Here is an 11,833-nt window from a genome sequence, read left to right as displayed (position 1 = left end):
TGGCGCAGGATAAAGTGATCGAGAATCTCGCCGAAGGCTTCTCTGACAAGCATCACGCGCTGTTCCTTGGCCGTGGCGATCAGTATCCGATTGCCATGGAAGGGGCGCTGAAGCTGAAAGAGATCTCCTACATCCACGCCGAAGCCTATGCGGCGGGCGAACTGAAGCACGGTCCGCTGGCGCTGATTGATGCCGATATGCCGGTAATTGTGGTGGCACCAAACAACGAACTGCTGGAGAAGCTGAAATCCAACATCGAAGAGGTGCGCGCGCGCGGCGGTCTGCTGTATGTGTTTGCCGACCAGGATGCCGGTTTCAGCGACAGCGAAGGCATGAAAATCATCCCGCTGCCGCACGTTGAAGAGGTAATTGCCCCAATCTTCTACACCGTGCCGCTGCAGTTGCTCTCCTACCACGTGGCGCTGATCAAAGGCACCGACGTCGACCAGCCGCGTAACCTGGCGAAATCGGTCACGGTGGAATAAGCGCCGCATCGTCAGTCAATACAAACCACAGCCTGCCAGCATGAGCGGCAGGCTTTTTTTTAGAAAAAAATCTTCCGCGTTCATTTTTTTGCAATATGTTTCATGCACTATGGCTGGCAATAAAAGGAAGTGACTTTACGATTTATTACCTGACGGTTGCATAATTATTTAACCGCCTGTGCTAAAACTCCTTTTTCAGGCCGCTTACCACCGGTTTATTGTTCTCATGTTTTAATTCCCCTTCGCAGTACAGATAATTTTTCATAAAAACACCCTTCCAATAACCTTATGATTGTAAAGGTTTAATTTTTTCTTGATAAAAAATAAGGAATATTCACAACTGTTTTTATTTCCTTCACGCAACTTATCGCGTATAGGATGGCCCAGCTTTATATCCACGCGGAGGCGAGGGTCTCTTATAAAGCCTCGTGCTTAAAAAGGAGCTGTTGTGAATATCTATCTTATTAATGATGACGTCATTTTTGATAGTGCAGCGGGTATACTGAAATCGATATCTCAGCCAGAAAATGACATCACGCTGCCGACATCTGCCGTCAGCTGTCTTGAGTTACTGCTTGTTAGCCAGGGAGAGCCGGTTAAAAAAAGCACGCTTCTTGAAGGAGCATGGCACCAGCGCGGATTTTTTGTGTCGGACAACAGCCTGAATCAGGTTATTGCCCTGTTACGTAAAAGCTTTACCCAGCTCCATCAGGATAAAAACCTGATTGTAACGGTGCCGCGGGTGGGCTACCAGTTCAGCTATGGTGTCAGCGTGGAGCTACTGGATAAACAGCGCCACGAGGAAACCCTGCAGCGCGTCAGCGTCGGGGATGCGCAGAAAGTGACGGTGGCAATACCCGACAGTAACTGCGAGCAGTATCGCCAGTCCGCTCAGCGTAATAAATTAAAGCTGTGTCTGGTCACGGTGTTATTGCTGGGAACGCTAGGGCTATTGTGGGACAGTCAGCCTTTTCACCGCTGGGTTGCCGAAGAGCAGGTGTTCATCCGGGAAGGCTTTTTAATCAATGATGTAGAGCTGTACGTCAGCGAAAAGATCATCAGAGACAGTACAAAAATCGCGCAGGCTAAGTCGTTAATACACCAGAACGAAGCGTTTAATCACCTGCTGGAAAACAAAAAAGAGATGAAGAAGGTCTACGTTGAAGATGCGATAGAAGCTAACGCATTTAGCTATTTTCTTTGTGATAGCGATATTCATCGCGTCAGGGCGCTTTGCCAGAACATCATCATATTGCAGCATCAGTAACCAGCCCGTTTTTACTGCACACAGCGGGAAGAGCTGTGTGCAGTTCCTCTCAAAACCATTCTAATTTCATTTTGGCCAGCGTTGAATTGCCCTCAATTCCCAGCTTTCTGAAAGCTGAGTATTTATAGCTGGCTGCCGTTTTGACATTGATAGCATGTTTATAGGCGATCTTGCTCAGTGAAATACCGGTTAACAGTTCGCGAATCACCGTATGCTCCCGGCGGGAAAGGCTGGATATCTTGCGGGCCAGCGCATCCTGATGCGGATCGGCATTTAATTGCTGCTCCAGGCGCGGACTGAGTGCGGTTTGTCCCTGAATACTGCTCTGCAACATCTCATTGACGGTGGTCAGCGGCTCGCGCTTGGAGATGACAGAATAAAAGGTGCGTTCACTCATTTTACGTGCAACAAAACTATCAATCGAGGTAAAGACGACGCCCCGGATGCTCGGGCATGCCGTTGAGAAGCTTAAAATGAAGTTCTTCTCTTTCGCGAAGTTTTTCGCTTCATCAGAAAAATAAAAGATGACGGCATGCGGTCGATTGCGCGATTTGCGGCAGTAGTCAATCAGCTCGATCAATTCAACCGGATGATGCCAGATATTCACTTTGCAGTGCTTTAAGTGGCTATTGGTAAAGGTATATAAGGCCGGTGCCATATAACCACTGAAATCAACGATAGCAACGCGGTAATTTTTCATCTGGATTCCTTTTGGTGAAATTACCGCTCCATAGTGTTTTTGCCCGGCAATTAACACAAGTTAATAGCTGTGATAAATGCTGAAGCGCCGGGAAATCCATTTGCCCGGGTACACATCTATAAAAAAACGTAGTCAGAACCGGTTTGGTCTTTTTGCCAGAATTGCACCTTAGGTAACTAAAGTTATTACCTGCAAAACAGACCTGTCGTGTTTTATGTTATGGTGAGTTGTGTTTGTTTTTTGTTGCAATTAACAATGCGATAATATTAATTTGATTATTATTTACATATCCCCGCTTAATCCCGAAAAAACCCAGCGCGATTAATGCCCTCATAACTGATCTGCATCATTCCAGTCCTGTGGGGTTGTGAATCACAAATTGTAAAAACACTATAAAAACAGGCAGTTAAGTTGTTAATTTTGTCAATAATTGTTTTTGCTCTCTGAGTTTGTGAATAGTTGTTTTTGATCTGGGATGTGTATTGCTTAACTTTCTCGTTTATCGAAAATGGGCGCCGAAGCAAACGGCATTGCTGTTGCGATTTAAATAAAACTTGATGACTCACTTTACTTAAACGGGAATTTATAAAAATGAAACTGAACAAAATCATGCTGGCTTCTGTAATGGCATTTGGTGTAGTAGCAGGCGCTCAGGCTGCAGGTAATGGTGCAGGTACCGTAACCTTCACCGGTTCTATTATTGATGCGCCTTGCTCAATCACCCCTGAAACCGTTGATCAGACTGTAGAACTGGGTCAGGTATCTAAAGCTCAGCTGGAAACCGCGAACAAAACCGGTAGCTCTAACCCGCGTCCTTTCCAGATCAAACTGGAAAACTGCGATACCGCGACGCTCAAAACCGTTACCACTACTTTCACCGGTGCCAGCTCACAGTATGACAAAGACCTGCTGGGCATGACCGGTACTGCTACCGGCGCCAGCATCGCCATCACCGACGGTTCTGGTAAGAAAATCGCACTGGGCCAGGCAACGGATGCACAGACTTTACAGGATGGTAACAACACCCTGAGCTTCGCAGCCTTCCTGCAGGGCGGCGGTGCTTCTGCCACCATCAATCCAGGTGAATTCCAGTCTATCGCTGACTTCTCTCTGGCCTACCAGTAATTCAGCACCCTTAGCTGGGGTGTGGCGTGTGGTTATTCACACGCCCGATATAATCAGGCGGAAATTATGAAAGCGTTTATCACTTTTGCCCTCAGTTCAGCGTTGTTGTCTCTTCCGGTATTTGCCACTGAAAGTGATAATGATAATGGTCGGGTAAAAATGCGCGGCGCGATCATTGTTTCCGCCTGTACCATTGATGCAGGTAATCAGGATCAGACGGTTGATTTTGAACAGACATCAATTACCGATGTGATGCGCGATCAGCGCAATGCGACCCAGGCATTTTCGCTGCGCCTGACCAACTGTATTCTGAGCGATACATTAATTAATTATAATAAGCGCAACTTTGACATTTCTTTTGATGGTGAAAAGCGTGACGGTCTGTTTAATGTCAGCGGCAAAAGCCGCGGCCTTGCTTTCAGCATTGATGATGCGCAATCCCATCAGCTTCAGCACTATTTAAGCAGCCACACCGTGGATGATTCCGGTATGGCGCTGAACTATATCGTACACTTTCAGCATAATCATCAAACGCTGGTTGAAGCGGGTGATTATTACAGCTCAGTACGCATGAAAATGGATTATCATTAATGCATCAGGTTGCGAATAATAGCCCGCGCTTCCGCTTATCTGGTGCGCACATTCTCAGCGTGTTAATCAGCGTTGCCCTATTCCGTCCGGATTATGCTCTGAGCGCCGAACTGCAATTTAACACCGACATGCTGGATATTAAGGAACGCGAAAATATTAATATTCAGCAGTTTTCGCAGAAAGGTTATATTCTGCCGGGGACTTACCCGATGGTGGTGTATCTCAACCAGAGTGAACTGCCAGAACAGGACATCACCTTTTTAGCTCCCGAAAATGATCCCGCCGGCAGTGAAGCCTGTATTACCCCTGCGCTGGTGGAACAGTGGGGGCTGCGCCCGGATGCGCAAAAGAAACTCAGCTGGTGGCATAACGGCCAGTGCCTGACCCTGAGCAGCCTGGAAGGCGCAGAAGCGCGCGGCGATCTGGGTAACTCAGCGCTGCGCATCAACCTGCCACAGGCTTATCTGGAGTACAGCTCGCCAGACTGGGATCCGCCTGCGCGCTGGGATGAGGGCGTGCCCGGCGTTTTGTTTGATTACAACCTGTATGCCCAGGCCAGCCGTCAGCAGGCCAGCGGCAGCAAATATTACAACCTGAGCGGTAACGGCACCAGTGGTGCTAACGTTGGGCCGTGGCGCGTGCGCGCCGACTGGCAGGCGTCGCACGTCCAGAACTCTACCGGCATGTCAGACACCCGCTGGGACTGGAGCCGCTTTTATGCCTATCGCGCGCTGCCGCACCTGCGTGCGCAGCTGTCGCTGGGCGAAAATTACCTCTATTCAGACGTGTTTGACAGTTTCCGTTTTACCGGCGTCAGCCTGAACTCCAACGATAATATGCTGCCACCGAACCTGCGTGGCTATGCGCCCGAGGTAACCGGGATTGCCAAAACCAATGCCAAAGTGGTGATCAGCCAGCAGGGACGTGTCATTTATGAAACGCACGTCGCCACCGGACCGTTCCGTATCCAGGACATTAACGATGCGGTCAACGGTACGCTGGATGTGCGCGTTGAGGAGCAGGACGGCACGGTACAGAAATTTACCGTCAATACGGCGTCGGTGCCGTACTTAACCCGCCCGGGACGCGTGCGCTACAAATTAGCCACCGGCAGACCGTCGGATTTCCGCCATCACATTAACGGCCCAACCTTTGCTGCCGGTGAGTATTCGTGGGGGATCAATAACGGCTGGTCGCTGTACGGCGGCGGTATCGCCAGTGCGCGCTACGGCGCGGTTTCCGTGGGGCTGGGGCGTGACCTGCTGTTCCTCGGCGCGCTGTCGTTTGACGCCACCCAGTCGCAGGCAAAGCTGCCGCACACTGGTACCCAGAGCGGTCGCTCCTACCGCCTGAGCTACTCCAAGCGGTTTGAAGAGTATGACAGCCAGGTGACGTTTGCCGGCTACCGCTTCTCACAGCGCAACTTTATGACCATGGGCGATTATCTCAATGCGCAGCGTGATGCGCGCCGTAACGGGCGCAACAAAGAGATGTACACCGTGACGCTGAACAAATCGTTTCGTGATTTGGGTGTTACCGCTTACCTCAGTTACACCCATCAGAGTTACTGGAACCGTCCGGCGAGCGATAACTTCAGCCTGTCGATGTCGCGCTACTTTGACATTGGCCGCCTGAAAAACGTCAGCGTTTCGCTGGCGGCCTATCGCAACAAATTTAATAAAGTCACCGATGATGGCGCTTATATTTCGCTGTCGTTCCCGTTCGGCAACAGCAGCAATATCAGCTACAGCGCTGATGTGAAGCGCGATGACACCAGTCACGACGTCAGTTATTACGATCGCGTCAACGAAAACAGCAGTTATCAGCTGCGCGCAGGCCACAGCCGGCGCGGTAACAGCATGGGCGGTTACGTGTCGCATCACGGCGATATCGCTGATACCACCGCCAGCATCAACTATCAGGAAGGGCAGTACAGCAGCCTGAGTGTGTCTGCCCAGGGCGGCGCGGTGCTGACCCCTGAAGGCGGCGCGCTGCACCGCAACATGATGCTGGGCGGAACCCGACTGTTAGTGGATACCAGCGGCGTGCCTGACGTGCCGGTGCGCGGCTTTGGTGCACCGGTATACACCAACCGCTTTGGTAAAGCGGTGATCAGCGATGTCAACAGCTATTACCGCAGCAGCGCCCGCATTGACTTTGGCAAACTGGATGACAACGCCGAAGCCACCCGTTCGGTGGTGCAAACCACCCTGACTGAAGGCGCCATAGGCTACCGTCGCTTTAACGTAATTGCCGGTGCTAAAGCGATGGCGATCATTCGCCTGGCAGACGGCTCGGTGCCGCCGTTCGGTGCCAGCGTGATGAACAGTAAAAAGCAGGAAACCGGCATCATTTACGATCAGGGCAACATCTATTTGAGCGGTGTCCATCCGGCGGAACGGATGGACGTGAGCTGGAATGGCCAGGTGCAGTGTTCCGTCACGCTGCCTGCCACGCTGCCTGATGACCTGTACAGCGGATTACTTTTACCGTGCCTGCGGGAAGACGAAAAAATTTAATTCTTTAAAGGGGCAAAGTTAACCATGCATACCTCAGTAAAAACAGTTCTGGCGACGCTGCTCACGCTGGCGACCGCACAGCAGGCGCTGGCCGCGGTGGCGCTGGATCGTACCCGGGTGATCTATAACGGTAATGAAAAGGCGGTCAGCCTGACCATTCGTAACCAGAACGAGAAATTACCCTATCTGGCGCAGGGCTGGATTGAAGATGAGCAGGGCAATAAGCTGAATGGCCCGCTGGTGCTGCTGCCGCCGGTGCAGCGCATCGAGCCGGGTGAAAAGAGCCAGATGAAGGTGCAGGCGCTGCCGGCGGCGGCACAGCTGCCGCAGGATCGTGAGACCGTTTACTACTTTAATCTGCGCGAAATCCCACCGCGCAGTGAAAAGCCCAACGTGCTGCAGATTGCGCTGCAAACCCGTGTGAAGCTGTTCTACCGGCCGGCGGCGATCGTACCGGATCGCAAAGCGATGGAGAATCCGTGGCAGGAGCAGCTGACGTTGACCCGTCAGGGAGATAGCTACATGGCACACAACCCGACGCCGTATTACATCACCCTGGTTGATGCCACGACGCACAAGGAAGGCAAAACGGTGGCGGGCTTTGCGCCGCTGATGGTGCCGCCGAAGGGCAGCATTAAGCTGGGCGGCAGCGCCAGCGCGCTGGGCAACGCGCCGGTGTTAACCTACATCAACGACTACGGTGGCCGTCCGGCGCTGACCTTCCGCTGCGCCAGCGACTGCCGCGTGGTGCCGGAAAAGCGCCAGCAGTAATCACGCGGACGAGAAAACGATGCCGTTCATCACCGCAGAGCGCAGCAGGCGAAATTATGAAGCGTAAATTAACGGGCCTGACCCTGATGCTGGCCGCATTGAACGCGACTGGGCCTTTATTCAGCCACGCCGAGACGGCTTCCACCGAAATAAGAATCAGTGGAACCGTTCAGGCCGGGTCGGGCTGCGTCATTAATAATAATCAGCCGATTACCGTTGAATTTGGCCGGGTAAATATCGATGAAATAAATGGATTTAATTATCTGCAGCCGGTCCCGTTTACTATGAATTGTAATGAGATACCCAGTAATAGTATGAGGATTCAGGTTACCGGGACGATCTCCAGCTTTCATCCCAGCCTGCTGGCAACCACAAAAGCGAATCTCGGGATTGCTTTTTATGATCCTGATGATTACAACCTTGCGGTGAATAATAGCTGGTACAGTTTCACCTATCCTGATGTACCGAAAATTACGGCTGCGCCCTATAAGCGAAGGAGTGCGACGTTAACCAGTGGGGATTTTACTGCAACGGCGTTGCTGGTAATTGAATTACAATAACCACAGTTAAAGGATAACTAATGAATAAATTTATTTTGCTGGCGATTTTGTTTAACGCGTTTGTATTACCGGTTCACGCGTTCGATATTCAGGCTCAGTTTCACGGTACGCTGGTTGAACCCCCTTCGTGTGAGGTGAATGGAGCCAAACCGATCGATGTGGATTTTGGTAGCCAGGTGGTCACTACCGAAGTTGACGGCGTCAATTATATCAAGCCGGTGACTTTTACCCTGGACTGTAAAAATAACCCGAAAAATACCATGCGCATGCAGTTCAGCGGCACCGCACCGTCATGGGATACTAAAGTGCTCACCACCAATAATACTAACCTGGGGATCAAACTGCTGCAGGGCAGCGGCTCCGGCACCCAGCTGAGCCTCAATACCTGGCTCAGCTTTACCTATCCGACGCTGCCGGTACTGCAGGCGGTACCGGTGAAAAAAACCGGCAGCACGCTGACGGCCGGCGCGTTCAACGGCAACGCCACGCTAAAAGTGGAATTCATCTGATATGCAACCGCTGACGCTTCTAATGTTGCTGGCGCTGCTCGCCTGCTCTGCGCGCGCAGAGGAGGTGAGCTTTTACGGTGTGTTGGTGCCGCCGCCGCAGTGCACCATCAGCGGCGGCAATACGCTGGAAATTGATTTTGGCGATAAGCTCGGCGTCAACAAAATCGACGGCGTCAACTACCGCAAACAGGTGGAGTACCAGCTGGAGTGTCCGCCGCTCGATCCTGAGGCGCCGCCCATGCAGCTGCAGCTGGCGGTGAACGGCGTGGCCACTGCCTTTGACAACGCGGCTTTGCAAACTAACGTGGCCGATTTGGGCCTGCGGCTGACCGCTGACGATAAGCCGCTGCTGCTCAACACGCGCATTCCCCTTGATCCGCTGCGCCCGCCAGCACTGTGGGCGGTGCCGGTGAAAGATCCTAACGGCATCCTGCAGGAAGGGGCGTTTGAAGCCAGCGCCACCCTGCTGGCGGAGTATCAGTAATGAATCCTTTAATCAACGTGGCGCTGCTGTGGCTGCTGGTCGGGCACGCAGCGGCGCAGGCGGCGGATAACCTGCATTTCACCGGCGCGCTGGTGCAGGAAGCCTGCACCATCCGGCCGGGTGATGAAGAGCTACAGATCGATCTCGGCGCAATGCCGGATAAATACCTGTATCTCAATCAGCGCACGCGCGGTAAGCCGTTTAGCCTGCATCTCGAGAACTGCGATCTCGCGCTCGGCAATACACTGGAGATCACCTTCAGCGGTAACGAGAGCGCGGCGCTGCCCGGACTGCTGACGCCGGATGCCGGCAGCCAGGCGCGTGGCATCGCCATCGGGCTGGAAACGCCGCAGGGCCAGGCGCTGCCGTTTAACCAGCCGGCCAGCTTTGCCGTGCAGGCGGGGACGACTCAGCTGGATTTTGTCAGCTATATCGCCGCAGAACCTGATGCTGTCGAAAATAAAAATATCGTCAGGGGGCTATTTACGGCATCCGGCACCTTTGCCATCCTGTATCATTAGATTTTAGGTAGTCATAATGAAAATAAATTTTTGTTGTTTGTTTTTTCTGATTTTTTTATTTCCGTTAAGAACGGAAGCAGGTGTTAAAATACCCATTGTTGTTACTCCTCGCGAGTACTGTCCTTACGATAGCTTCCCAGATAATAATAACAATAATAAACCAGGAAGTGGGTACTGTAGCTTTAATATTACCCCTGCTGGGATTATCGGCAGCGATGATACATATATTGAAGCCACCCATGGTTATTTTTATATTGTGGTGGTGGTAGTGTATAAACATGGTGATATTATTCGAGTAGATAGTAAAGCTATTAACGAAAGAGAAGGCACGGTAAATGAAATAGCTGCATTGGCAATTAAATCATGGGGGCTTGGATATTCGAATATAGCCACGTATTCTAGTGATCCTATTGATAAAATTTGTTTTAGCATTAGTGAAGTTACTCATGATTATTGGACACGTCCGGAATTTGGTAATGAATGTGGAACTGCCGGTCCCGGTCCCGGCCCCGATCCTGAACCGGACCCCGGCAGCTGCGATCTCGGCGGCCCCTATTATTTAAGCCATGGTTCGATGGACGTTTACGACGTCAACGGTAACGAAGCGCGCGTCAACATTAACGTCACCTGCAGCGAGGATGCCACCCTGACCTTTACGGCGCCCAACGAGCTGGATCTCGGCCAGAATATTGTCAGTCAAATAACGCTGGACGGACAACAGCCGGACGGATTACAGCTGGATTTTACAGCACCGGGCCGCCCGCTGGTATTCGCCTCAAAACTGCAAACTATCGGGACGCCCGAAGCCGGCACCTTCGACAAGGTTTACCTGCTGCAGGCCACCATTCAGTAACCCGCTTCCTTTATAGTGATGACAATCGCCGCGCCGGCGATTGTCATATTACTGTCACAATTCGTACATTTCACTGTCATCAAACTGTCCTATTTTGCCTCCAGCAGCAATCACTGACTCTTACTAAAACGGCGTCAAGCCTGATTTTTAATCCCCTGGAGGGAACATGACACTGATGCGTAGCACCGTAGCCCGAATTCTCGCCGCCACCTTCGCAGTAAGCGCGGTTTCTGCTTTTGCAGCCACCGACCTGACAGGCGCAGGCGGGACGTTCCCGGCACCGGTTTATGCCAAGTGGGCAGCAGAGTATCAGCAAGCCACCGGTAGCAAAATCAACTATCAGGGTATTGGTTCCTCGGGTGGCGTGAAGCAAATCATTGCCAAAACCGTGGATTTCGGTGCGTCCGATGCGCCGATGAAAGAAGAAGATCTGCAGAAAAATGGCCTGTTCCAGTTCCCGACGGTGATCGGTGGCGTGGTGCTGGCGGTGAACATTCCCGGCGTTAAATCTGGTGAGCTGACGCTCGACGGTAAAACGGTCGGCGACATCTATCTCGGTACCATCAACAAGTGGAACGATCCGGCGATCACCAAACTGAACCCGGGCGTGAAGCTGCCAGACACCAACATCAACGTGGTGCGCCGCGCGGATGGTTCCGGCACCTCTTTCGTCTTCACCAGCTACCTGTCTAAAGTGAACGAGACCTGGAACAGCAAAATCGGTAAAGGCAACACCGTCAACTGGCCAACCGGCCTGGGCGGTAAAGGTAACGACGGCGTGGCCGCGTTTGTACAGCGTCTGCCGGGCTCGATTGGCTACGTAGAGTATGCCTACGCCAAACAGAACAACCTGACTTACACCAAACTGGTTGATGCCGACGGCAAACCAGTGGCTCCGAGCGAAGCCAGCTTTGCTAACGCCGCCAAAGGCGCTGACTGGAGCAAAACCTTTGCCCAGGATCTGACCTTCCAGAAAGGCAACGATGCATGGCCGATCACCTCAACCACCTTCATCCTGATCTACAAAGAGCAGGCGAATGCGGAGAAGGGCAGTGAAGTGCTGAAGTTCTTTGACTGGGCGTACAAAGGCGGCAGCAAAACGGCCACGGCGCTGGATTACGCAGCGCTGCCAGAGAGCGTAGCGAATCAGATTCGTGCTGCCTGGAAAGCCAACATCAAAGACAGTTCCGGTAAAGCGCTGTACCAGTAAGTGTATGACCCGGCCAGCGCCCGCGCTGGCCAGCCTGATGGGCGGCCTCGTTGCCGCCCTGATTACCCTCTGAGATCGAGAATTCTATGGCTGCCACTAAGCCGACGTTTAAAGCACCGGGCAAGCAAGGCGACATGATATTCGGCGCGCTGGTGAAGCTCTCCGCGCTGATTGTGTTACTGCTGATGGGTGGCATTATCGTCTCCCTGATTTTCTCCTCCTGGCCAAGCATCCAAAA

At 52.2% G+C, this 11,833-nt stretch carries 13 protein-coding genes and 1 pseudogene; 13 read left to right on the top strand and 1 reads right to left on the bottom strand.

The features are described 5' to 3' along the window. Together FT726_RS24000 and FT726_RS23995 are read left to right on the top strand one after the other, a co-directional pair. Nucleotides 1–485, top strand: a 485-nt coding sequence (locus tag FT726_RS24000) for an SIS domain-containing protein (protein WP_346303569.1), incomplete at its 5' end; no start/stop codon positions are given. Between the two features lie 448 nt (nucleotides 486–933). Then, on the top strand, nucleotides 934–1,752 hold the full coding sequence (locus FT726_RS23995) for a winged helix-turn-helix domain-containing protein (protein WP_058758215.1): 819 nt from the start codon (nucleotides 934–936) through the stop codon (nucleotides 1,750–1,752). 49 nt (nucleotides 1,753–1,801) lie between these two features. Here the strand turns inward: FT726_RS23995 and FT726_RS23990 are convergent, their stop codons facing one another. Beyond that, the gene (locus FT726_RS23990) at nucleotides 1,802–2,452 is read right to left on the bottom strand and encodes a LuxR C-terminal-related transcriptional regulator (protein ID WP_058758214.1); all 651 of its coding nucleotides are present in this window, start codon (nucleotides 2,450–2,452) and stop codon (nucleotides 1,802–1,804) included. A gap of 591 nt (nucleotides 2,453–3,043) precedes the next feature. Here FT726_RS23990 and FT726_RS23985 point away from each other — a divergent pair. The 11 genes and pseudogenes from FT726_RS23985 to pstC all read left to right on the top strand — a co-directional run. Continuing rightward, entirely contained in the window at nucleotides 3,044–3,577 is a 534-nt protein-coding gene (locus FT726_RS23985; protein ID WP_058758213.1) for a fimbrial protein, read from the top strand. Between the two features lie 66 nt (nucleotides 3,578–3,643). Further along, complete coding sequence (locus tag FT726_RS23980) at nucleotides 3,644–4,168, top strand: fimbrial protein (protein WP_058758212.1); 525 nt, start codon at nucleotides 3,644–3,646, stop codon at nucleotides 4,166–4,168. Then, nucleotides 4,168–6,687: an outer membrane usher protein gene (locus FT726_RS23975; RefSeq protein ID WP_288423952.1), complete on the top strand. Its 2,520-nt coding sequence runs from the start codon at nucleotides 4,168–4,170 to the stop codon at nucleotides 6,685–6,687. The genes FT726_RS23980 and FT726_RS23975 overlap by 1 nt, the downstream gene beginning before the upstream one ends. Before the next feature lie 24 nt (nucleotides 6,688–6,711). Continuing rightward, nucleotides 6,712–7,458, top strand: a complete 747-nt coding sequence (locus FT726_RS23970) for a fimbria/pilus periplasmic chaperone (protein WP_058758210.1) — start codon at nucleotides 6,712–6,714, stop codon at nucleotides 7,456–7,458. A gap of 56 nt (nucleotides 7,459–7,514) precedes the next feature. Then, the gene (locus FT726_RS23965) at nucleotides 7,515–8,018 is read left to right on the top strand and encodes a fimbrial protein (RefSeq protein WP_058758209.1); all 504 of its coding nucleotides are present in this window, start codon (nucleotides 7,515–7,517) and stop codon (nucleotides 8,016–8,018) included. Nucleotides 8,019–8,038: 20 nt separating this feature from the next. After that, nucleotides 8,039–8,527 (top strand): fimbrial protein, encoded by a 489-nt coding sequence (locus FT726_RS23960; protein WP_288423949.1) that lies wholly within the window; start codon nucleotides 8,039–8,041, stop codon nucleotides 8,525–8,527. 1 nt (nucleotide 8,528) lies between these two features. Beyond that, nucleotides 8,529–9,011, top strand: a complete 483-nt coding sequence (locus tag FT726_RS23955) for a fimbrial protein (RefSeq protein ID WP_288423946.1) — start codon at nucleotides 8,529–8,531, stop codon at nucleotides 9,009–9,011. Next, complete coding sequence (locus tag FT726_RS23950; RefSeq protein ID WP_288423943.1) at nucleotides 9,011–9,532, top strand: fimbrial protein; 522 nt, start codon at nucleotides 9,011–9,013, stop codon at nucleotides 9,530–9,532. Before FT726_RS23955 ends, FT726_RS23950 begins: the two co-directional genes overlap by 1 nt. 16 nt (nucleotides 9,533–9,548) lie before the next feature. Next, complete coding sequence (locus tag FT726_RS23945; RefSeq protein ID WP_346303568.1) at nucleotides 9,549–10,385, top strand: hypothetical protein; 837 nt, start codon at nucleotides 9,549–9,551, stop codon at nucleotides 10,383–10,385. A gap of 166 nt (nucleotides 10,386–10,551) precedes the next feature. After that, complete coding sequence (pstS, locus tag FT726_RS23940; protein ID WP_288423940.1) at nucleotides 10,552–11,595, top strand: phosphate ABC transporter substrate-binding protein PstS; 1,044 nt, start codon at nucleotides 10,552–10,554, stop codon at nucleotides 11,593–11,595. 86 nt (nucleotides 11,596–11,681) lie between these two features. Then, a pseudogene (pstC, locus tag FT726_RS23935) lies at nucleotides 11,682–11,833 on the top strand (phosphate ABC transporter permease PstC); the annotation flags it as partial.

It is taken from the genome of Pantoea sp. Morm, assembly GCF_016643525.1.
Classification (GTDB): Bacteria; Pseudomonadota; Gammaproteobacteria; order Enterobacterales; family Enterobacteriaceae; genus Pantoea; species Pantoea dispersa.
The sequence above is the reverse complement of the archived record's forward strand: the minus strand, read 5'-3'. Positions and strand labels throughout refer to the sequence as shown.

What these genes read in the sequence shown, in the direction of transcription:
- FT726_RS23990 (WP_058758214.1), bottom strand. Translation starts at nt 2,452, where the DNA reads ATGAAAAATTACCGCGTTGCTATCGTTGATTTCAGTGGTTATATGGCA.
- FT726_RS23985 (WP_058758213.1), top strand. Translation starts at nt 3,044, where the DNA reads ATGAAACTGAACAAAATCATGCTGGCTTCTGTAATGGCATTTGGTGTA.
- FT726_RS23980 (WP_058758212.1), top strand. Translation starts at nt 3,644, where the DNA reads ATGAAAGCGTTTATCACTTTTGCCCTCAGTTCAGCGTTGTTGTCTCTT.
- FT726_RS23975 (WP_288423952.1), top strand. Translation starts at nt 4,168, where the DNA reads ATGCATCAGGTTGCGAATAATAGCCCGCGCTTCCGCTTATCTGGTGCG.
- FT726_RS23970 (WP_058758210.1), top strand. Translation starts at nt 6,712, where the DNA reads ATGCATACCTCAGTAAAAACAGTTCTGGCGACGCTGCTCACGCTGGCG.
- FT726_RS23965 (WP_058758209.1), top strand. Translation starts at nt 7,515, where the DNA reads ATGAAGCGTAAATTAACGGGCCTGACCCTGATGCTGGCCGCATTGAAC.
- FT726_RS23960 (WP_288423949.1), top strand. Translation starts at nt 8,039, where the DNA reads ATGAATAAATTTATTTTGCTGGCGATTTTGTTTAACGCGTTTGTATTA.
- FT726_RS23955 (WP_288423946.1), top strand. Translation starts at nt 8,529, where the DNA reads ATGCAACCGCTGACGCTTCTAATGTTGCTGGCGCTGCTCGCCTGCTCT.
- FT726_RS23950 (WP_288423943.1), top strand. Translation starts at nt 9,011, where the DNA reads ATGAATCCTTTAATCAACGTGGCGCTGCTGTGGCTGCTGGTCGGGCAC.
- FT726_RS23945 (WP_346303568.1), top strand. Translation starts at nt 9,549, where the DNA reads ATGAAAATAAATTTTTGTTGTTTGTTTTTTCTGATTTTTTTATTTCCG.
- pstS (WP_288423940.1), top strand. Translation starts at nt 10,552, where the DNA reads ATGACACTGATGCGTAGCACCGTAGCCCGAATTCTCGCCGCCACCTTC.